A 20,375-nucleotide genomic window follows, 5' to 3' on the forward strand; every position below is an offset into this window, starting at 1 on the left:
CATGGGCCGAATCCTGGTGCATGGCCGCGAGGTATTCGTCGAATCACCGAGCGTCGCGGACCCGGGGATGCAGTTGCGCACGACCGGGTACTGGATCACAAGCCATTCGGGTCCGAATGATCTGGATCGACCCCAGCCCATTCGGAAGGAGAACGGCTCGATGTCGCAGCTCGACGGCGGCGCGGCGGTCCGGAGGCCGCTCGACCGGCAATGGCGCAAGAGCTCCCGGAGCCTGTACAGCGACACCTGTGTGGAGGTCCGTCTCCATTACGGGAATGTCGAGGTGCGTGACTCGAAGGGTGACGGTACCGCGGTACTGACCTTCACGCCGATGGACTGGCGCCGGTTCGTGCTCGCGTTCGGGGCCGGCGGCGCCTGACCAGCACCGCCACGGCAGCCAGCCCTGTAGCCAACCCCGCGCCCAGGGCGAACAGTCCGACCGCGGGCCCGGCGCGCCCCGTCCGGACGCCGACGGACGGGGCCACCGGCAGGGGTTCAGAAGGCGGCGGGCCGGACCGCGGGGGCACCGAGGTCGGCGGACCGCCGGCAACAGCCGCCTGCAGCTCCTCGTCCATGATTGCGACGAACCGGGCCGAGCGGCCGTCGGGCGTGGTCCAGTCCGGGCCACCGAGCCGCCACTGGTCACGGCCCACCTGCCCGTTGAACAGACGGCGGGCGTTGCGACGCAGTGTCGTCTCGTCGATGTTGCCGATCCTCCACAGCATCAGCCAGTACGAGACGATGAGGTTGCTGAAGCCGAGCAGGGCGGTGTCGTAGCCGGGCGGCGGCACCTCGCCCCAGCTGAAGAGGTACTTGTCGTTGTCGAGCGTGAGCCGGACCAGCTCGGCGTGGCGCTGCCGCACAAACTGCTCCTCGGTCATCCGGTGCTGGCGCTGCTGGATCACCAGGGAGACGGCCACGCCGAGCAGGGCCAGGGCGGAGATGATGGCCGAGACGGCGCCGTACGCCTGGCCGACGTCGCCGAGGCGCTGCCAGGGCAGCGGGTAACCGGCGGCCGCCACCATCAGCGCCGGCGAGAGGACCACAAACGCGACGACCAGGAGCAGCAGGCCGGCCAGCGCCAGCCGTCGACCCCGTACCATCGACCCCTCCATGCGTAAGTCTGTCAATATTGACAGACATGCACATGGTGCGTCTCTCACGTGAATTCGGGATTGTGCCGGGCTGATCCCGGGTGGCCCCACCTCCGTACACCACGGTGAGGAGGTGCCGCCCGTGGTCCGATTCAGCAGACGCGCCGAGGACGCGGACCGCGACTCCGCGCCCGGGACCGCCGGGGATCGTTACGCCAACCGCGAGACCGCCGCCGGGCTGTTCCGGCGCCCCCCGCCCCCGCCCGCCGCCGCCCAGCCCCACCAGCAGCGACGCGAGCCGACCCGACGGCCGGTCCAGGTCCAGCCGCCGGAACCGGTCCAGACTCAGCCGGCCCAGCCGCCCGTCCAGCCGCCGGTCCAGCCGCCCGCGCCGGCGCCGGTCGCCGGCTGGTTCCAGCCCTCGGCCCCGCGCAGCGCCCCCGACCCGCCGCCCGGCCCCGGCGACGAGCGAACCCCCCACCTCTCGATGCGACCACTGCGGACGCCCGCCCCCGCCGTCACCACCATCCGGGTCCAGCCGGTACCGGTCGACGGCTTCGACATCGAGACCGCCGCCCCCTGGTGCAGCGACCCGCCACCCGGCCCGCCCCGGCCCCCCACCCCGCGCCCGGTCGCCGGACCGCCGCGCCCGCTCGCCGAACCGCCCGGGCCCTGGCGCGAACCCCCGACCCTCACGTGGCTGGACGAGTGACCGGACGGCGGCGAGGGGGCGGGCCGCGGCCCGCCCCCGGCGACCCTCAGACCTGGCAGGGGTTGCCCTCCACATCGGCGTGGGCCGAGGCGATCACCACGTCGATGGTCGGCAGGTGCAGGGCGAGCGCCTCCTGGGTCACGCTCGTCGCCGTCGTCGTCGTGGCGTTGAGCTTCAGGGAGCCGACGAGCAGCGGCACCGTCAGCGGCGCGCTGCCCACCGTGACCGGCAGGCCGTTGATCTTCAGGGAGGAGACGGTCGACGAGCCGGCCAGGGTGGCCGCCGTCGCGCCGCAGGTGGCCGAGGCCTTGGCCTGCACCGTGCTGACTTCGATCGTCGTCGGGGTCAGGCCGCCGACCGTGATCTTCACGGACTTGACCGAGGCCGTCGCGGTGGCGTTGTCACCGGCGGCGGGCGCCGTGGTCAGGTCGTCCGGCGTGAGCGCCGTCGTGGCCGAAAGCGTCGTGGACTGTACGGTGACCAGCCCCGAGGCCAGGGTCTGGGTGGAGGTCGTCGTGGCGTCGTCGGCGCACGGCACGTTCGCCGGGTTCGCGGCCGGCGAGGTCAGCGGGCCGACCTGCAGCGCCCGCGAGGTGCACGAGAACGTGCCGTTGCGGTCGTCGTCGACGATGGTGCCCAGGCCGGTGCCGTCGGTGATCGCGGCGCCGGAGGCCGAGGCGAGGGTGACGGTATAGGTCTCCGCCGGCTCGTCCACGGTGTCGTTGAGGATCGGCACCACGACCTGCCGGCTGGTCTGGCCGGGGGTGAAGGTGAGCTCACCGGAGCCGGCCGTGTAGTCCGCGCCGGCGGTGGCCGTGCCGTTCGCGGTGGCGTAGTGCACGGTCACCGGGGTCGTCGCCGGGGCGGACAGGGCCACGGTGAAGGTCGCGCTGCCCGCGCCCTCGTTGACCGACACGTCGTTGACGGTCAGGCCCGGCACCACGACCGCGATCGACTCCACGAACGCGGCGCCCTGGCTCACCCCGTCGACCTTGAAGTCGACCTTGCACTGGTACGTGCCGGCCGGCACGGCGCCGCCGACGGCCAACTGCTCGGTGAAGTCGGCGGAGGAGCCGCTGTCGACGGTGCGGTCGGCGGGCGTGAACGTGACCGCGAGGCCCGGGTCGCACGCGAACGCCGACGGCGCGACCTTGACCTGGATCGCCTTGATGCCCTCGAGGATCTTGGCGCCGACGTCGCCGGCGGTCGGGGCGGTCAGGTAGACGCCGCCGGTCGCCGCGGCGATCGAGGTGAACTGGCCGGTGCCGTCGAGCGCCCCGACGTCGACCGCGACCACGCGGATGCCGGCCGCCTGGAGCTTGGCCGTCGTGTCGGCGAGGCTGTGGCCGTTGCTCGGGTCGTGCGACGGGGCGTCGCCGAAGATGACCACGATCCGGGTGCCGCCGGCCCGGAAGTGCACCGCCCCGTCGGCGAGGTTGTACAGCGCGTTGAGGTTGTCCTCGGGCGTGTCACCACCGCCGGCGGCGCTCCACGCGTCGATGCCGGCCTGCACCACGGCCTGGTCCGTGGTGATGTCCTGGCGCACCGTGAACGGCGCCGCGTCGCTGACGTCCTTGTACTCGGCCACGCCGAACTGCGCGTCCGGCTGGGCCGCCGCGACCTGGCCCATGATGGAGGCGGCGTTGGTGCGTACATCGGCGATGGGCGCGCTCATGCTGCCGGTGGTGTCGGCCAGGAAGACGACGTCGGGCTTGGGGGGAATGGGCGCGGTCTCGACGTGCTTGGCCACGTCGGCCGATTTTCCGGGGCCGAGCGTCAGGTTCACCGACGCGGGGTCGACGCCCGGGGCCGCGCTCGCAGCGGCCGCGGGCAGGACGGTCAGGGCGCCGGCGACCAGCGCCAACGCGGTTGCGGAGACGAACTTCCGGGAATGGTGCACGTACTCCTCCTCAGGTTGGAAAACCCGAGGCAGAGTGAAGCAATCCGATATGCGAACGGAGAAGCACCCCGCCTTTGAATTCACTCCCGTGAGTTTATGAATGCGCTTTTCGCCCATTCATTCACGGAAAGGATCTGTAGGAAAGGCGACTCAACTGGCCATTGCGCCCGGCAGCAGCCCGGACGCGGCGGCGACGGTATCGCGCAGGTCGGCGACGAAGCGGTCGACGCGTTCGGGCGGGACGCCGGGCATCAGCACGACGTGGGCGTTGCCGCGCTCGTCGGTCGCGAGCGGCCACCGGTCCAGCAACGGCTGCGGCGGGCGCGGGAACACCACGGTGAAGGCCCACGGCTGGGCGCGCCAGGCCGGCCAGCCGACGCCGCGCAGCTGCTGCTCGGTGTACCGCGCCAGCGCCCGCGCCCCCTCCGCCCGCGCCCGCAGGCCGGCCGGGCCCCAGTGCCGCAGCAGATACCACAGCCACAGCGGCGCGTGCCCCGAGCGCGAGCCGGTGATGGTGCTGTCCGGCGCGGCCGTGTACGTGATGTCGCCCCGGCCCGTGTGCCGGTCCGCGAGCGCCACGACCACCCCGCACGGGAACGGCACCGCCATGAACTTGTGCCCGCTGACGGCGATGCTGTGGGCGCCGTCGGTGAACATGAACGCGGGGCGGCCGACGGACTCGTCCAGGGCCAGCGGCACGCCCGCCAGCGCGGCGTCGGCGTGGATCCACCGCCGCCGCGGCTCGACCCCGGCGGCGTCGAGGGCCGCGCCGATGCGGGCGACGTCGTCCACCGCCTCGGTCATCGTCGTGCCGATCGAGGCCACCACGATGACGCCGGTGCCGCGCCGGTGCCGCGAGTCCCGGCGCACCGCCGCGTGGAGCAGGTCGTATCGCATCTCCCCGCGCTCGTCGGCCGGGATCTCGCGCAGCCGCAGCCGCAGCAGCTCCGCGGCCTTGGCCACGCTGTAGTGCGCGGCCGAGGAGCAGTAGACGGTCGCGGCCGCGAGCTGCCGCCGCGCCTGCCACAGCGCCCAGTGGGTGCTCTCGGTGCTGCCGGTGGTGACGTACCCGTGCCGGTTGTCCAGCGGCGCCCCGAACAGGTCCGCCAGGAACCCGATCACCTCGTACTCGAGGTGCTTGGTGTGCAGGCGGTACGCGCCGCCGGGCGCGAACGGGTGACCGACGTTGTTGAGCAGCAGGCGCTCGAACGGCACCAGCGCGCTCACGTCCGGCAGGTCGGTCGCGCCCGGGAAGCCGAGGTCGTAGTCGCGGTGCTGGAGCAGGTCGGCGTGCAGCTGGTCCAGCCGGCCCGCCACCGTCGGGTCGCCCGGCAACCCCTGGCTCATCGCGGCCGCGACCCGTGGTCGACGATCCGGCCGATCTCGCCCATCCACCGCCACACGTGGTAGATGGGGTCGGACTCGGGCGTCTCGGCCAGCGCCGGGTTCCAGCGCCAGTGCATGCTGGGGGTGCCGTACTGCGTGTTGCCGTCGCGCACCGAGCAGTCCACGGTGAGCGCGTTGAACTGCTGCTCCCCGCCGCGGTCGAGCACCAGCATCGTGCCGTCGATGAGCCGGGCGTAGCAGCGGCCCGGCAGGTCGGCCTCGCTGCGCGCGGTGCGCTGGGCGGTGGCCCAGTCGCCGTACTGCGTGTCGAGCGTGACGACCCCGATGCCGGCGAACACCGCCTGGCCCGACATCGAGTCCGTCTTGTTGCACATGGCCGTGCGCGGATCGAAGCGCGGATCGGCGGCGTAGCCCTCGCGGGCGTGCTGGGCCATGCCGTACAGCAGGTGCGGCAGCGAGGCGGCCTCGTCGTCGGCGAGGAAGATCCGGGTGGCCGTGCGCAGCTGGTCGTACAACCGGCCGTCCGGCTCGCTGTAGAACAGGGCCACCCCGTGCGGGGCGAGCGGGTCGCGGCGGCGACGCTCCCAGGCGTGCCGCGCGTGCAGGAACGAGAAGCGCCGCAGCCGCGCCACGACCGCACCCCGGTACGTCGGCGTGATGTCCACGCTCGGCGGCGGTGGCGGCGGTACCGCCTCGGGGCCGGTCGGCACGCTCTGCATGTGCCGCGGGCCGGGCGCGCGGGTGTCGGGCTCGGGCGGGTGGCCCGGCGGCGGTGTCGGCCCCTCGCTCGCGCGCTCGAGCGCCCACCAGGGCACGGGCGAGGAGGGCGGCGGGGGGCTGATGCGCGGGTCAGACATCGAGGTCCTGCAGCCGCTGGTCGAGCACCCGCAGCGGGTCCGGCCGGCCCTTGCCGACCTCGGCGAGCACCGGCGCCTTGCGGGCCCGCAGCGCGAAGCCCCACACCACGCCGACGATGACCGTCAGCAGCACCACGGCCGGGATGATCGCCTGCAGCGGCGAGCTCTCGGCGATCTGCAGCAGCGACGACAGGTGCGACACCATGATCGCGAGCACGACCAGGCCGCCGACCACGCCGAGCGAGGGCAGCACCGTGGTGACGAACAGGCCCTCGGTGCTCCCGCCGCCGCGGCGGTAGAAGCGGATCGCGCCCGTCGAGATGAGCACGAGCATGACCAGGATGCCCACGGCGCCGGCCGCGGAGAACCAGGTGAAGATGACGCCGATCGGGTCCGCCCCGGCCGCGGCGAAGAGGCCGACCACGACCAGGGCCGAGATGCTCTGCACGAGCGAGCCGCCGGTCGGCGCGCCCTGGGCCCGGCCGCTGGTGCCGGTGCGGGCCAGCCACGCCGGCAGCACGCCCTCGCGGGCCATGGCGAAGAGGTAGCGCGCGATCGTGTTGTGGAACGACAGCATCGCCACCGTCACGCTCGTGACGAGCAGGAGCGTCGCGAGCAGGCTCAGGCCGCTGCCGTACCACTGGTCGAACAGCGAGAACGGCAGGCCCGAGTCCGGGTTGGCGGCGGTCGCGCCGATCTGCCGGTCGCCGACGGCCACCGCGAGCGCCCAGGCCGAGACGCCGTAGAACAGGGCCATGAAGAGCACCGCGGCCAGCGTGGAGCGGCCGATGCTCCGGCTCGTGCGGACCTCCTCGGAGTACGCCGGGGCGGTGTCGAAGCCGATGAACGCCGCGATGCCGAGCGCGAAGGCACCGCCGATGCCGGGCGCCCACAGGCCGCTGAGGGTGATCGGCGCCACGGTGATCGACCCGCCGAACGGGTGCGTGAAGCTCGCGATGTCGAACAGCGTGATGACCGCGAGCTCGACGCAGAGCACGCTGCCGACGACGAACGCCGACAGCGAGACGTGCAGCAGTCCGCAGATGGCCACGACGAGCCAGACGACCGCGGCCCAGATCAGCCACGCTCCGCCGATCAGGCCCGCGATCGTGACGCCGATGAGGCCGTACAGACTCATCTGGATGGCCGAGTAGAACACCAGCGCGAGCGCCCCGCCCGCGAGCCCGGCCACCGGCCCGAAGGCGTGGGCGAGCAGCGCGTAGGCCGGTGCGGCGTGCGGGACCGTGCGCGACATGGCCACGTATCCGACCGCGAGGAGCCCGAGCATGACGCCGAGCAGCGGAAACGTCAGCGGGGTGGCGACGAGTCCGGTGGCCGCGTAGGTGGCGACGATACCGCCGGCGAGCACGGCCATCGGCGAGCTCGCGCCGACCTGGAAGAGCCACACACCCCCGCCGCTCATCTTGCGGCGGGTGAGTCCTTGCGTCGTCACCGGACCCCACCGTCCACAGTGGAGTTGTTCCGGGTTGCGGGCACGGGTGTAGCGGAAGGACGCATCGCGGCGCGCGCTCCAAGGCTTCGACGGGCCGGATGCGATCCGGCCACGGCAGTCAATGTGATAAATGTCGCTGCGAAGTGTATCGGTGTGGATCACTGAGCGCCTACCGCGACGGCTGCGTGGAAATTCACATTCCGCGCTCTCATGATCACCTTGCGTTGACCTTGCCGTACGACAACAAAGGATCCTTACTCGAGTCGCAAATCCGATCGGAAAACTGTCACGAAAGCCGCACACGCGACCGCCGCCGCGGAAAATCGGCTGGGGATCCGGCGCCCCGCGCGTAGCGTCCGGCCGATGACGGAACCCGAGAAGTCCGAAACACTCGAAGGCGGCCGGACGACCGGCGCGCAACGCATCGGAGACACGATCCGAAAACCGGCCCGGCCGTGGACCCCGGCCGTCCACGCGGTGCTCGCCCACCTGGAGGCGGTCGGGTTCGAGGGCGCGCCCCGGCCCCGCGGCCTCGACGAGCAGGGCCGCGAGGTGCTGACGTACCTGCCCGGGCAGACCATCGGCGACGTCACGCCGTGGGCCCCGTGGGTGTTCGACGACACGACGCTCGACCTCGTCGGCGCCTGGCTGCGCGGGCTCCACGACGCCACCGAGGGCTGGGTCCCGCCCGCCGACGCGGTGTGGATGTCGGGCGTCTCCTGGCGGCCCGGGCTCGTCATCGGCCACCAGGACGCCGGCCCCTACAACGCGGTCTGGCACGAGGGCCGGATCGGCTTCGTCGACTGGGAGGTCACGGGGCCGTCGAGCCGCGAGTTCGACATCGCGTTCGCGGCCCTGTGGTGGGTGCCGCTGCACGCCGAGCACGTCGCCCGGGCCGTCGGCTTCACCGCCTTCGAGGACCGCGCGCGGCGGCTGCACCGGCTCCTCGACGCGTACGGCTACGAGGGCGACCGCCGGGCGTTCGGCGTCACGGTGGCGGCCCGCATCCGGCGCAACGCCGAGGTGCTGCGACGGCTGGCGGCGACCGGCGACCCGGTGTTCGCCCGGAACCTGCCGATGACCGAGGACCTGGAGACGGCCGCCCGTCAGGTGGAGGCGCTGCCCGAGTCCTTCTGGACCCGGTGACGCTTTGTGCGCGGTCGCGGCGGTACGTCATGATCGAGGGGTGATTCGCTTCGTCCTCAACGTCCTGTGGGTCATCTTCGGCGGCGGGTTCGTGCTGTTCCTCGGCTACGCCCTGGCCGCGCTCATCTGCCTCGTGCTCGTGGTGACGATCCCGTTCGCGATCGCGTCGTGGCGGCTGGCGGTGTACTCCCTGTGGCCGTTCGGCCGGACGGTGCAGGCCCGCTCCGGCGGCTCCGGCGTGGTGACCGGCCTGGCCAACGTGCTGTGGGTGGTGCTCGCGGGCTGGTGGCTCGCGCTGACCCACATCTCGGCCGGCATCACCCTGTGCGTCACCATCATCGGCATCCCGTTCGGCATCGCGCACTTCAAGCTCGTGCCGGCCGCGTTCTGGCCGCTGGGCCGCGAGGTCGTCGACCTCGACTAGGTCCGGTCCGGTCAGATCGGTCCGGGCTGTTCGTGGCGCAGCTGGGCCTCGAGCTCCTCGATGCGGGCGAGCAGGTCCAGCACCACGCCCAAAGCGGCATAGTTCAGCGGCAGCTCGGCGTGCAGCCGCCGGATGCGGGCGAGGCGGGCCAGCTGGGCGTCCGGGAACTCGGGCGCCCCGCCGGGCCCCGGCACCGGATCCAGCAGGCCCAGGGCCACGAACCGGGCGACCAGGCGCGGATGCACGCCCGCCGCGGCCGCGAACGCCTCCAGCGAGCGCACGCGCGCGGCCGGTCTCGTCGTGTGCACGATGGCCAGGGTCATGAGACGCTCCGCGGGTCGTAGGCCGATGCGCGCGCCAGCTCCTCGAACAGCCGGCGCTCCTGGGGTGTCGGGTCGGGCGGGACCATCACGCGCACCTCGGCGTAGAGGTCGCCCGGGCGCGGGCCCGGCAGGCCCTGGCCCCGCAGGCGCAGGCGGCGGCCGGACGAGGAGCCCCGCGGCACGTCGAGGAGCACCTCACCCGCCGGCGTGGGCAGCGGGACCTTCGCGCCGAGGGCCGCCTCCCACGCTGCGACGGGGAGCCGGACGGTGACATCGCGACCGTCCACGGTGTAGCGCGGGTCCGGCGCGAACCGCACCACGAGGTGCAGGTCGCCGCGGGGCCCGCCGCCGAGGCCGCCCGCGCCCTGCCCGGCGAGCCGCAGCCGCTGCCCCTCGGCGATGCCGCGCGGGATCGTGACCCCGAGCCGGGTGCCGTCGGGCAGCGTGACGGTGCGGTGGCCGCCGCGGTACGAGTCCTCGAGCGTGATCGTGATCGTCGCCTCGGCGTCGGCGCCCCGCACCGGCCCGAAGCCGAACAGGTCCTCGAAGTCCCCGAGATCCTGGAAGCCGCCGCCCCGGAACCCGCCGCCGGCCCCCGGGTGGCCGCGGAAGCCGCCGCCGCTGGGGACCGAGGCGCGGGCGTCGTACTCGCGGCGCAGCGAGGGGTCCGAGAGCACCCGGTACGCCTCGGTGATCTCCTTGAAGCGATCCTCCGCCCCCGGCTCCTTGTTCACGTCGGGGTGGCTGCGGCGGGCCAGGGTGCGGTACGCCCGCTGGATATCCTCGCCCGTCGCGGTCCTGGGCACCCCGAGCACCGCGTAGAAGTCACGCGCCATCGTCGGGCCGTTCCTCCCCCGGGTCCTCCCCCTCGTCCGTTCCCGAGCCGTCCGGCGAGTCGTCGCCCGAGACCGCGACGGCCACCGCCGCGGGGCGAAGCAGGCCGTCCGGGCCGCCGTAGCCGGGGCGGATCACCCGCACCACCATGCCGGCGCCGTCCGGGCCGCCCGCGACCGCCTCCGTCGCCTCGTGCCGGGCCGGGTCGAAGACCTCGCCGGGCGCGCCGAGCGGCTCGAAGCCCAGGCGGCCCAGCACCACCCGGCCCTCCTCGCGCACCCGCTCGACGCCGGCGACGATGGTGGCCGGGTCGGCGCCGGCGTGCTCGAGCGCCAGGTCGAGGCCGTCGAGCAGCGGCAGCCACGCGGCCGCGCACCGAACCCGCTCGGCCGCGGTGCGCTCGGCGAGCAGCCGATCGCACCGCTTCCGCGCGTTGTCGGCATCGGCCGCCGCCCGCCGCCACCGCTCCTGCCAGTCGACGTCATCCATCGCGAGTGCTCACGAGAACTCGGCGTCGACGACGTCTTCGTCCGCGGCGGCCGGGGAGGTCGCGGGGCCGCCGCTGTACGCGTACACCAACTGCCGCAGGTCCTCGGTCAGCCGTGGCACGTCGCCGTCGCCGGCGGATCGGGCCTCCTGCAGCAGCAGCTGGGCCCGCTCGCGTTCGTGCGAGGGGACCTCGCGCTCGCTCAGCAGGCGGCGCACCTGGTAGGCGGCCCCGTCGAGGTCGTTGCGCGCCTCCACCGAGCGGCGCGTGCGCTCGTCCTCGCCGCGGAAGCGCTCGGCCTCGCGCACCATGCGCTCCACCTCGTCCTGGTCCAGGGTGCCGCTCTCGGTGATGGTGATCTGCTGCTCGCCGCCGGTGTCGCGGTCCCGGGCCGAGACCTGCAGGATGCCGTTGGCGTCGATGTCGTACGTCACCTCGATCTGCGGCCCCCCGCGCGGGGCCGGGCGGATGTGCTCCAGCCGCAGCCGGCCCAGCACCCGGTTGTCGGAGGCCCGCTCCCGCTCGCCCTGCAGCACCACCACCTCGACCGCGGGCTGGTTGTCCTCGGCGGTCGTGAACGTCTCGGTGCGCCGCGTCGGGATGGTCGTGTTGCGCTCGATCACCCGGGTCATGAGGCCGCCGAGGGTCTCCACGCCGAGCGAGAGCGGGGTCACGTCGAGCAGGACGACATCGCGCACGTCGCCCTTGAGCACCCCGGACTGGATGGCGGCGCCGAGCGCGACGACCTCGTCCGGGTTGACGCTCATGTTCGGGTCCTTGCCGCCGGTGAGGCGTCGGACCAGGGCCTGCACGGCCGGCATGCGGGTCGCGCCGCCGACGAGGATCACCTCGTCGAGGTCGCCCTCGCCCACCCTGGCGTCGCTCATCGCCTGGCGGACCGGGGCCAGGGTGCGCTCCAGCAGGTCGTGGGTGAGCTCCTCGAACACGGCCCGGGTGACGGTCGTCGTGAGGTGCTTGGGGCCGTTCGCGTCGGCGGTGATGAACGGCAGGTTCACCGTGGTCTGGGGCACGGTCGACAGCTCGATCTTGGCCCGCTCGGCGGCCTCGATGAGCCGCTGCAGGGCCTGCGGGTCGCGGCGCAGGTCGATGCCCTCGTCGCGGCGGAACTCCTCGGCGAGGTGGTCGACGAGGCGGTGGTCGAAGTTGTCGCCGCCGAGGTGGGTGTCCCCGGCGGTCGCGCGCACCTCGACCACGCCCTCACCGACGTCGAGGATGCTCACGTCGAAGGTGCCGCCGCCGAGGTCGAAGACGAGGACGGTCTCGTGGCCCTGCTTGTCGAGGCCGTAGGCGAGCGCCGCCGCGGTCGGCTCGTTGATGATGCGCAGGACTTCGAGCCCGGCGATGCGGCCCGCGTCCTTGGTGGCCTGGCGCTGGGCGTCGTTGAAGTAGGCGGGGACCGTGATCACGGCCTCGGTGACCTTCTCGCCGAGGTACTTCGCGGCGTCGTCGGCGAGCTTGCGCAGGATCTGCGCGGAGACCTCCTCCGGCGAGATCCGCCGTCCGCGCACGTCGAAGCGGACCGCCCCCTCGGGGCCGGACACGACGGTGTAGGTGACGGTCGCGGCCTCCTCCGGAATCTCGTCGAAGCGCCGCCCGATGAACCGTTTCGCGGAGGTGATGGTGCCGTCGGGGTTCAGCGCCGCCTGGCGCCGCGCCAGGTGACCGACGAGCCGCTCACCGCCCGGCGTGTACGCGACCACCGACGGCGTGGTCCGGCTGCCCTCGGCGTTGGGGATCACGGTCGGCGCCCCACCCTCGAACGCGGCGATCACCGAGTTGGTCGTCCCGAGGTCGATGCCTACTGCCCTGGCCATGGGATTCGGTCCTTCCGACGCGAGTGACGTCTTCGGGATCCAGGGTTGCCACGGGCCCGCGGCCGGAGCGTCCTGCGAACCGGATGACCCCGGCCGCGCCCGGTGGTGAGACGGGCCTAGCCGCAGGTCACCAGCCCGGCGCGGACCTTGCTGCGCACCACGCGGGTCGCGGACTCGCTCACGCGCCGGGCGAACGCCGGGTCGGCCTTCGCCGCGGCGACGAGCGCATCGGTCATCGGCCCGGCGTCGGAGAGGCGCACACTCAGCGGCATGTCGCCGCCGGCCTGCACGAACTTCACGGCCCGCTGCCCCACCGGGACCGAGGACACCGCGACCGCCGCGCCGAGATCGTCCGACATCACGAGCCCGTCGAAGCCGAGCTTCCCCCGCAGCAGGTCGGTCACGATCGGCGCCGAGAACGCGGCGACGTTCTTCGAGTCGAGCTTCGGGTACGTCGCCGAGGAGATCATCACCGCGGCCGACCCCGCCTTGATGCCGCTCACGAACGGCTGCAGCGCCGAATCGTCCGCGGTCGTCAGGTCGTCGCGCGCGCCCGTCGAGGTGTCGGTGTTCACGCGCACGCGGCCGAGGCCGGGAAAGTGCTTGAGCGTGGTCTGCACGCCCGCGCCCTGGATCGCGGTCACCACCGTGGCCACGTCCTCGGCGACGGGCCCGGCCGTCGAGCCGTACTGCCGCTCGAACCCCCCGATCGGCGGGTTGCTCTTGCCCACGTCCGCGGGCACCACGTCGGCGACCGGCGCGAGGTCGATCGTGATCCCGATGCCCTTGAGCCGCCCGGCCCACTCGGCGGTGCGGCTGTTGAGCGTCGAGGCGTCGAGCCGGCCCTGGCTGACCGCGGTCGGGATGGCCGGGAAGTCGTCGCCCTTGAGCGTCTGGACCTGACCGCCCTCCTGGTCGATGCCGACCTGCAGCGCGAGCCCGCCGCCGGCCCGGGCCGCGTCCTGGAGCTGGGCGATCTGCTGGCGCAGCGTGGCCGCCGAGGCCGAGGAGCGCCCGGCGAGGAAGATACCGCCCAGCTTGTACTGCCGCAGCGTCTGCGTCGCCCCGAGCGGCGAGCTCAGCGGCGTGCCGATCATGAGCAGCTGGGCCGCCTGCAGTTCGAGCGGCAGCTTGGCGACCACCGACTCGGCGCACCCCGCGGCGGCGGACGACGCCGGCGCCGCGGCGCTCGCACGCGCCGAGCCGCCCTCGGACGCCACCGCCCCCGGCGACGGGGAGTCGCCGCCCCCGGACACCGCGAAGGCGACTCCGGCCCCGACCAGCACCACCACGGCCACCGCGATGACCGCCCACACCGGGAACGGCCCGATCCGCCCCCGCTCGGCGATCCGGCGCGTTCCTCTCGACATCCGTCGAGGATACGCAAGGGCCGTCAGCGGTAGGCGGTCAGGAACTTGTCGCGGAACTGGTCCATTCGCCACACGGGCGCGCCGTCCGCGGGCCGCAGGCCGTCCGGCCAGCCCCAGCCCGAGATCTTCGCGAGCACGGCGGGGTCGCGGGCGACGATCGTGATCGGCACGTCGTGGCTCGCGGTGTCCCCGACGATGACCGGCGACGGCTGGTGGTCGCCGAGGAAGACGACCACGAGGTTGTCGTCGCCGTACGTCTCCACGTAGGAGATCAGCGAGCTCAGCGAGTACACGATCGAGTTGCGGTAGGCCGTGCGGATCTTCTCCGAGGTGCGGATCACGGAGTCCGGCGGGTCGCCCTCGGTGCTCATCGAGCGGTAGACGGTACCGTCGCCGACCTGGTCCCAGCCGACCAGCTGCGGAATCGGCGTCCAGGGCGCGTGGCTGGAGACGAGCGGGATCTCCGTGAAGGTCGGCGGGTGGCCCGGCGCCCGCAGCAGGCGCTGGTAGGCCGCGAGCGTGAACTGGTCGGGCACGGGCACGTAGCTGAACTTCGGGCCCTTGTAGCCCATGTTCCGCGAGTCGTAGAGGTCGTGGTACTGGAAGAACCTGCCCTCGGGCCAGTCGCGGTCGTTGGCCGGCATGATCCCGCCGACGTGCCAGCCGCCCCGGCGGAACGCGGCGTTGAGCGTGAAGCGGTCGCCGGCCAGCAGCGACGAGCTGCGCTGGTTGTTGTCGACCCACAGCCCCGACAGCAGCGTCTCGTGCGCCATCCAGCTGCCGCCGCCGGTGATCGGGGAGGTCAGGAACGCCGAGCGGGCCTGGAAGCCCTTCGCCGCCAGCCGCGTCGTGCCGTCGTCGAGCACCGCGTTGACCTGGGGCGCGTACTGCGGGTTCTGCACCGCGTCGCGCCCGTAGCTCTCCACGAACGTGAGCAGCACGTCCTTGCCGCGCAGCGCGGTGAGCAGCTGCGAGCCGGGCACGTCGCGGAACGCGTCGATCTGGGCCTGCCGGCCGAACTTCTCGCCGTCGTCGAGGTCGCGCCGCACGAGCGAGACCTGGGTCCCGAGCGCGCCGACGGCCCCGTCGGAGGCGACCGGGACCCCGCTCGCGGCCTGCACGTCGAAGACCGCGAACACCGCCCAGGCCGCGGCCAGGATCGCGGTGCCGCGGGTGGTGGCCACCTGGTGGCGGACGGCGAGGCGGGCGAGGCGGCGCAGCGTGAGCGTCATCACCACCGGCACGCTGAGCACGACCAGGCCCAGGACGACCGTGATCACGATCGCGGCCGGTTGCCCGAGCGAGGACCTGACCAGGCCGTACGCCGGGTCGAGCAGCACCCAGTCGAGCACCGGGTCGAACGGGCGCGACAGCGCGGTGTAGAAGCCGAGGTTGAACAGCCGGACGATGAACAGCGCGCCGAGGGCGATCCCGGCCGCCCAGAGCACCACGGTGCGGGCCCGGCCGCGCACGGCGAGGAACAGCGCGACGAGCAGCAGGCCCTCGATCGGGATGCGCAGGAACGCCCCGAGGGTGTACTGCGTGAGCCGATCCGGCGTGACCAGCGTGAACAGCACCACCGCGGCCCCGAGCAGCGTGCCGGCCCACACCAGGGCGGTGCGCAGCCGGGAGCGCCGCGGCGGGGGCGACGGCGGCGCGGGGGTCTCGACGTCGGGTGCCAGCACGGACATCAGGATGACACCGCGATCCGCAGCGACTGCCGGCGCCGGCGCCACAGCACCTCGGAGCCGAACGACTCGACGAGGAACAGCAGCGAGATGGCCACGACGGTGGTCGTGACCGCGGGCGGCAGGAGCCCGGACGCGGCGACGGCGAGGGTCACGCCCTGCATCGCGGCGACCACCTTGCGCCAGTAGCGGGGCGGAACCGGCCCGCGCAGCCAGGGCACGAGCCACGTGGCGACCCCGATCACGTAGCGCATCGCCCCGATCGCGAGCACCCACGGCCCGACGGACTCGGCCACGAACGCGCTGAGCACGAGGATCAGCCAGGCGTCGGTCTCCATGTCGAAGCGCGCGCCGAGCGGCGTGACCCCGCCGGTGCGCCGGGCGACGTTGCCGTCCACGGCGTCCAGGGCGAGGGCGACGGCGGTCAGCACGCACAGCACCGGCACCGACACCGGCCGCGTGAAGGAGTCGGCGGTGAGCGCGGCCACGCCCCCGGCGAGCCCGGCCCGGGTCAGCGTCACCCAGTTCGCGGCGCCGAAGGACTCGGCCCCGCAGCGCTGCAGGCCCGTTTCGAGCGCGATCGAGACGACCAGGCCGCTGGCGAGACCGACCGCCCAGCCCGCCGTGCCCAGCCCGACCGTCCCCGACAGGACGCCGAGCACGGCAACATGGAAGATCAGTCCAATGACCGGACCGGTTCGAACCTTCGGCATCGTCGCTCCGTGTACGAGGCTGTGCTTGCTGACCATGGACCCGACAGTGCATACGCGCATTCGGGCGTGACGGTTCGATCTGCACGATTCCAGGGAGTTTTCGCATGCCAGTGGCGTACGCGTTCTGGACCACCGAGTCGGGGGGCGAGATCCGCCCGGTCGAGGTGCCCGCGCCGGGCGAGGACGAGGTGCTGGTCCGGACGCTGTACTCCGGCGTGAGCCGCGGCACCGAGACCCTCGTGTTCGCCGGGCGGGTGCCGCCGGACCAGCACGAGGCCATGCGCGCACCGTTCCAGGAGGGCGGCTTCGCGTTCCCGGTGAAGTACGGCTACCTCAACGTCGGCGTGGTCGAGGCGGGCCCGGCGGACCTGCGCGGCCGGGCGGTGTTCTGCCTGTACCCGCACCAGACCCAGTACGTGGTGCCGCGCGCGTCGGTGGTGCCGCTGCCCGAGGGGGTGCCCCCGCGCCGGGCCGTGCTCGCCGGCACCGTGGAGACGGCCGTGAACGCGCTGTGGGACGCGGCCCCGCTGATCGGCGACCGGGTCAGCGTGGTCGGCGCGGGCATGGTCGGCTGCAGCGTCGCCGCGCTGCTGGCCCGCCTGCCCGGGGCCGAGGTCGAGCTGGTAGACACCGACCCGTCCCGCCGGGCCGTCGCGGACGCGCTCGGGGTCGCGTTCGTCGGCCCGGACGAGGCATCCGGGGGCCGCGACCTCGTCATCCACGCGAGCGCGTCCGAGCGGGGGCTGCAGACGGCGCTCGGGCTGCTGGCCGCCGAGGGGACGGTGGTGGAGCTGAGCTGGTACGGCGACCGCCCGGTCACGCTCGCGCTGGGCGGGGCGTTCCACTCGGGCCGCCTCACGATCCGCAGCAGCCAGGTCGGCACCGTCTCGCCGGCCCGGGCCGCCACCCGCACCTACGCCGACCGGATGGCCCTGGCGCTGCGCCTGCTGCGCGACCCCGCCTTCGACGCCCTCATCACCGGCGAGTCCCCGTTCGCCGAGCTGCCGGCGGTGCTGCCCCGGCTCGCCGACGGGACGCTGCCGGCCCTCGCCCACGTGATCACCTACTGAACAGGAGCATGCCGCGTGTACAGCCTCACCGTCCGTGACCACATGATGATCGCCCACAGCTTCCGCGGCGAGGTCTTCGGCCCCGCCCAGCGTCTGCACGGCGCGACCTACGTCGTGGACGTGACCTTCTTCCGCCGGCGGCTCGACGCCGACAACCTGGTGGTGGACATCGGGCTGGCGGCGCAGGAGCTCAAGGACGTCCTGGCCGCGTTCAACTACCGCAACCTCGACGACGAGCCGGACTTCAGCGGAGTCAACACGTCGACCGAGATGCTCGCCGCGGTGGTCGCCGACCGGCTGGCCGAGCGGGTCGCCGCCGGGGCGCTGGGGGCGGGCGGGGCCGGGCTGGAGCGGCTGAGCGTGACCCTGCGCGAGTCCCACGTCGCCTGGGCCACGTACGAGCGCGATCTGTGATCTTCGCCGTCCTGCCCAACGACATCGACGACCCCGGCTCGCCGAGCGGCGGCAACCGGTACGACCGCGAGATCTGCGACCGGCTGACCGTCCTGGAACGGCCGGCCTTCGGTGCGTGGCCGCAGCCGAGCGCCGCGGAGCTCGCGGCGCTCGGCACCCTGCTGGCCGGGATTCCGGACGGCTCCGCGGTGCTGATCGACGGCCTGGTCGCGTCGTGCGCGCCTGCGGTGCTGGAGGCGCACACGGCCCGGCTGCGGCTGGTCGTGCTGGTCCACATGCCCTTCGACGATCTGCGAGCGTCCGAGGCCCGGGCGCTGCGCGCGGCGAGCGGGGTCATCGCGACCAGCGGCTGGACCCGTCGCCGGCTCATCGAGCTGTACGGCCTGAGCCCCGCCGACGTGCATGTGGCGACCCCGGGCGTCGATCCCGCACCGCTCGCGGAGGGTTCGGGCGGCGCCGGGTCGCTGCTGTGCGTCGCCGTGGTCGGCGCCCACAAGGGCCACGACGTGCTGGTCGAGGCCCTCGCGCGGGTCGCCGACCGGCCCTGGACGTGCGTATGCGCCGGCTCGCTCGACCACCACGCGGGCTTCGTCGCCACGCTGCGCGAGCGCATCGACGCGCTCGGTCTCGGCTCCCGCATCGAGCTGGCCGGCCCGCGCGCCGTCGGCGGCCTGTACGCGGCCGCGGACCTGCTGGTGCACCCGTCGCGGGGCGAGACCTACGGCATGGTCGCCGCCGAGGCCCTCGCCCGCGGGGTGCCCGTCCTGGCCACGACCGCGCAGGGGCTGCCGGACGCGATCGGGGCCGCCGCGCCGCCCGGCTGGCTGGTGCCGCCCGGCGATCCCGGCGCCCTGGCCGGCGCCCTGCGGAACTGGTTCGACGACGCGGCGCTGCGCGAGCGGCTGCGAACCGCCGCGCTCGCCCGCCGGGCCACGCTCACCGGGTGGGACGACACCGCCCGCGCGATCGAGGCGGTTTTGCGACACGCGGCGGTGGACTGAACCCGATCGGTCCGGGCGGCGTATGACAAGAGAGATCGTCCGGAAGGGAGCCCCCATGGCCAACGCCGCCGTCGCCGGACCCACGACGGGTCGCCGGGCGATCAACTGGGGGCTCGTGCGGACCCTGGCCGGCCTCGCGGTGCTCGCGGTGCTCGTCTGGCGGGTCGGCAGCGGCCCCTTCCTCGCCGGGCTGCGCCTGATCGACGCGTGGGCGATCGTCGCCGCGGTCGGCGTAGGGGCGGCGACGATCGTCGCGTGCGCCTGGCGCTGGCGGCTCGTCGCCCGCGGGCTCGGCCTGCGGCTGCCCCTGCCCACGGCGGTCGCGGAGCTGTACCGGGCCGTGCTCATCAACTCCACGCTGCCGGGCGGGGTGCTCGGCGACGTCGACCGGGCCGTCGGCCACGGGCGCGAGGACGGCGACGTGGGCCGCGGCATCCGCGCCGTCGTGTGGGAGCGCACCGCCGGCCAGGTCGTCCAGCTCACCCTCGCCGCCGGGCTGCTCTGGGCGCTGCCCTCGCCGGTGCGCCCGCTGATGCCCCGGATCGCCGCCGTCGCGGCCGCGTTCGCGCTGGTCGTGGTCGTGCTCGCGCTCGTCGCCGGCCGGCGCGGGCCGCAGTGGTGGCGCCGGGCCGTGCGCACGGCCCGGGCCGACGTCCGCCAGGTGCTGCTCGCCCGGCGGATCTGGCCCGGGGTCGTGTTCTTCTCCGCCGTCGCGGTCGCCGGTCATCTGATCACCTTCATCGTCGCCGCGCGCACCGCCGGCCTGACCGCGCCGGCCGGGCAGCTGCTGCCGCTGACGCTGCTGGCGCTGCTGGCGATGGGGGTGCCCGCGAACATCGGCGGATTCGGGCCGCGGGAGGGCGTCGCCGCCTGGGCGTTCGCCGCCGCCGGCCTGACCGCCGCGCAAGGCGTCGCGACGGCGACCGTCTATGGGGTACTGGTGCTGGTGTCGAGCCTTCCCGGCGTCGCGGTCCTGCTGTTCCGCCGACGCACCGTGGCCAGCTGAAGGAGAGGGATGTTCGAAACACTGCCTGGGGCAACCATGCGCACGCAGGTGACCGTGCCGCTGCGGCTCCTCGACGGGTACTCCACCACCGCCCGCCTGTTCACGTTCCACGGCCTGGTCGACGGCCGCGAGCACGTCGCCTTCGGCCTCGGCGACTGGGCCGGCGCGCTGCGCCGCAGCGGCGACGGGGGCGCCGCGCCGCTGGTCCGCCTGCACAGCGAGTGCCTGACCGGGGACATCTTCGGCAGTGAGCGCTGCGACTGCGGGCCGCAGCTGCGCGAGGCGATCGAGCGGATCTCCGAGGCCGGGGGCTTTCTGCTGTACCTGCGGCAGGAGGGACGGGGCATCGGGCTGTACTCGAAGCTCGACGCGTACGCGCTGCAGGACACCGGCCTGGACACCTTCGAGGCCAACATCGCGCTCGGGCACGCCGAGGACGAGCGGGACTACTCCGCGGCCGCCCAGATGCTCGACGCGCTCGGCGTGGACCGCATCCGGCTGCTGACCAACAACCCCGACAAGGCCGACCAGCTCGGCGGCCTCGGGATCACGGTGGCCGACTCGGTGCCGACCGGGGTGTTCCTCAGCCCGGCCAACGCGGGATACCTCGCGGCAAAGGCGAGCCGTGCCGCCGCTCGGTGAGGCGACGCTCGCCCCTTGGGACAATGCGGCCGTGCAGACTTCACGGGCGCGGCCCTACG

The 20,375-nt window shown here is 73.7% G+C and carries 21 protein-coding genes; 9 read left to right on the forward strand and 12 right to left on the reverse strand.

Features of this window, described 5'->3' with window-relative positions:
* Window position 1 precedes the first annotated feature (1 nt).
* Entirely contained in the window at window positions 2-379 is a 378-nt protein-coding gene (locus ACQP1P_RS35895; protein WP_433077937.1) for a DUF397 domain-containing protein, read from the forward strand.
* Here the strand turns inward: ACQP1P_RS35895 and ACQP1P_RS35900 are convergent.
* The gene (locus tag ACQP1P_RS35900) at window positions 324-1,103 is read right to left on the reverse strand and encodes a DUF6082 family protein (protein WP_433077939.1); all 780 of its coding nucleotides are present in this window, start codon (window positions 1,101-1,103) and stop codon (window positions 324-326) included. The genes ACQP1P_RS35895 and ACQP1P_RS35900 overlap by 56 nt on opposite strands.
* A 133-nt stretch (window positions 1,104-1,236) precedes the next feature.
* Between ACQP1P_RS35900 and ACQP1P_RS35905 the strand changes: the two genes are divergently transcribed.
* A complete protein-coding gene (locus ACQP1P_RS35905) occupies window positions 1,237-1,806 on the forward strand; it encodes a hypothetical protein (protein WP_433077941.1) in 570 nt (189 codons plus the stop codon).
* Window positions 1,807-1,852: 46 nt separating this feature from the next.
* Here the strand turns inward: ACQP1P_RS35905 and ACQP1P_RS35910 are convergent, their stop codons facing one another.
* The 4 genes from ACQP1P_RS35910 to ACQP1P_RS35925 all read right to left on the reverse strand — a co-directional run bounded on the left by ACQP1P_RS35910 (window position 1,853) and on the right by ACQP1P_RS35925 (window position 7,363).
* Window positions 1,853-3,706 (reverse strand): choice-of-anchor P family protein, encoded by a 1,854-nt coding sequence (locus tag ACQP1P_RS35910; RefSeq protein ID WP_433077943.1) that lies wholly within the window; start codon window positions 3,704-3,706, stop codon window positions 1,853-1,855.
* Window positions 3,707-3,856: 150 nt separating this feature from the next.
* Window positions 3,857-5,053, reverse strand: coding sequence for a pyridoxal-dependent decarboxylase (locus ACQP1P_RS35915; protein WP_433077945.1), 1,197 nt, complete (start codon window positions 5,051-5,053; stop codon window positions 3,857-3,859).
* On the reverse strand, window positions 5,050-5,910 hold the full coding sequence (locus ACQP1P_RS35920; RefSeq protein ID WP_433077947.1) for a hypothetical protein: 861 nt from the start codon (window positions 5,908-5,910) through the stop codon (window positions 5,050-5,052). Before ACQP1P_RS35920 ends, ACQP1P_RS35915 begins: the two co-directional genes overlap by 4 nt.
* Window positions 5,903-7,363, reverse strand: coding sequence for an APC family permease (locus ACQP1P_RS35925; RefSeq protein WP_433077949.1), 1,461 nt, complete (start codon window positions 7,361-7,363; stop codon window positions 5,903-5,905). Before ACQP1P_RS35925 ends, ACQP1P_RS35920 begins: the two co-directional genes overlap by 8 nt.
* 363 nt (window positions 7,364-7,726) lie before the next feature.
* On the opposite strand from ACQP1P_RS35925, the gene ACQP1P_RS35930 reads away from it, so the two are divergent.
* Together ACQP1P_RS35930 and ACQP1P_RS35935 are read left to right on the forward strand one after the other, a co-directional pair.
* A complete protein-coding gene (locus ACQP1P_RS35930) occupies window positions 7,727-8,509 on the forward strand; it encodes a phosphotransferase (protein ID WP_433077951.1) in 783 nt (260 codons plus the stop codon).
* A gap of 40 nt (window positions 8,510-8,549) precedes the next feature.
* A complete protein-coding gene (locus tag ACQP1P_RS35935; RefSeq protein ID WP_433077953.1) occupies window positions 8,550-8,933 on the forward strand; it encodes a YccF domain-containing protein in 384 nt (127 codons plus the stop codon).
* 11 nt (window positions 8,934-8,944) lie between these two features.
* On the opposite strand, the gene ACQP1P_RS35940 is transcribed toward ACQP1P_RS35935, so the two are convergent.
* From ACQP1P_RS35940 to ACQP1P_RS35970, 7 genes are all read right to left on the reverse strand, one after another.
* The gene (locus ACQP1P_RS35940) at window positions 8,945-9,256 is read right to left on the reverse strand and encodes a chaperone modulator CbpM (RefSeq protein WP_433077955.1); all 312 of its coding nucleotides are present in this window, start codon (window positions 9,254-9,256) and stop codon (window positions 8,945-8,947) included.
* The gene (locus ACQP1P_RS35945; RefSeq protein ID WP_433077957.1) at window positions 9,253-10,092 is read right to left on the reverse strand and encodes a DnaJ C-terminal domain-containing protein; all 840 of its coding nucleotides are present in this window, start codon (window positions 10,090-10,092) and stop codon (window positions 9,253-9,255) included. The genes ACQP1P_RS35940 and ACQP1P_RS35945 overlap by 4 nt, the downstream gene beginning before the upstream one ends.
* On the reverse strand, window positions 10,082-10,579 hold the full coding sequence (locus ACQP1P_RS35950) for a nucleotide exchange factor GrpE (RefSeq protein WP_433077958.1): 498 nt from the start codon (window positions 10,577-10,579) through the stop codon (window positions 10,082-10,084). The genes ACQP1P_RS35945 and ACQP1P_RS35950 overlap by 11 nt, the downstream gene beginning before the upstream one ends.
* A gap of 9 nt (window positions 10,580-10,588) precedes the next feature.
* Window positions 10,589-12,412: a molecular chaperone DnaK gene (gene dnaK / locus ACQP1P_RS35955; protein ID WP_433077960.1), complete on the reverse strand. Its 1,824-nt coding sequence runs from the start codon at window positions 12,410-12,412 to the stop codon at window positions 10,589-10,591.
* Window positions 12,413-12,528: 116 nt separating this feature from the next.
* The gene (locus ACQP1P_RS35960; protein ID WP_433077962.1) at window positions 12,529-13,782 is read right to left on the reverse strand and encodes a glycoside hydrolase family 3 N-terminal domain-containing protein; all 1,254 of its coding nucleotides are present in this window, start codon (window positions 13,780-13,782) and stop codon (window positions 12,529-12,531) included.
* Window positions 13,783-13,805: 23 nt separating this feature from the next.
* Window positions 13,806-15,473 carry a sulfatase-like hydrolase/transferase gene (locus ACQP1P_RS35965; protein WP_433077964.1) on the reverse strand — a complete coding sequence of 556 codons (1,668 nt, stop codon included), beginning with the start codon at window positions 15,471-15,473 and terminating at the stop codon, window positions 13,806-13,808.
* Entirely contained in the window at window positions 15,473-16,183 is a 711-nt protein-coding gene (locus ACQP1P_RS35970) for a CDP-alcohol phosphatidyltransferase family protein (RefSeq protein WP_433077966.1), read from the reverse strand. Before ACQP1P_RS35970 ends, ACQP1P_RS35965 begins: the two co-directional genes overlap by 1 nt.
* 104 nt (window positions 16,184-16,287) lie before the next feature.
* Here ACQP1P_RS35970 and ACQP1P_RS35975 point away from each other — a divergent pair, with 104 nt between their 5' ends.
* The 5 genes from ACQP1P_RS35975 to ACQP1P_RS35995 are packed head-to-tail and all read left to right on the forward strand — an operon-like array spanning window position 16,288 to window position 20,316.
* Window positions 16,288-17,253 carry a zinc-dependent alcohol dehydrogenase gene (locus tag ACQP1P_RS35975; RefSeq protein WP_433077968.1) on the forward strand — a complete coding sequence of 322 codons (966 nt, stop codon included), beginning with the start codon at window positions 16,288-16,290 and terminating at the stop codon, window positions 17,251-17,253.
* Window positions 17,254-17,268: 15 nt separating this feature from the next.
* A complete protein-coding gene (locus tag ACQP1P_RS35980; RefSeq protein ID WP_433077970.1) occupies window positions 17,269-17,667 on the forward strand; it encodes a 6-pyruvoyl trahydropterin synthase family protein in 399 nt (132 codons plus the stop codon).
* Window positions 17,667-18,668 carry a glycosyltransferase family 4 protein gene (locus ACQP1P_RS35985; RefSeq protein ID WP_433090233.1) on the forward strand — a complete coding sequence of 334 codons (1,002 nt, stop codon included), beginning with the start codon at window positions 17,667-17,669 and terminating at the stop codon, window positions 18,666-18,668. Before ACQP1P_RS35980 ends, ACQP1P_RS35985 begins: the two co-directional genes overlap by 1 nt.
* Window positions 18,669-18,723: 55 nt before the next feature.
* Complete coding sequence (locus tag ACQP1P_RS35990) at window positions 18,724-19,674, forward strand: lysylphosphatidylglycerol synthase transmembrane domain-containing protein (RefSeq protein WP_433077972.1); 951 nt, start codon at window positions 18,724-18,726, stop codon at window positions 19,672-19,674.
* Window positions 19,675-19,683: 9 nt separating this feature from the next.
* Window positions 19,684-20,316 (forward strand): GTP cyclohydrolase II, encoded by a 633-nt coding sequence (locus tag ACQP1P_RS35995; protein WP_433077974.1) that lies wholly within the window; start codon window positions 19,684-19,686, stop codon window positions 20,314-20,316.
* Window positions 20,317-20,375: the final 59 nt, after the last annotated feature.

Origin of the sequence: Dactylosporangium sp. CA-052675, assembly GCF_050947935.1 — a bacterium.
In the GTDB taxonomy this organism is placed as follows: Bacteria; Actinomycetota; Actinomycetes; order Mycobacteriales; family Micromonosporaceae; genus Dactylosporangium.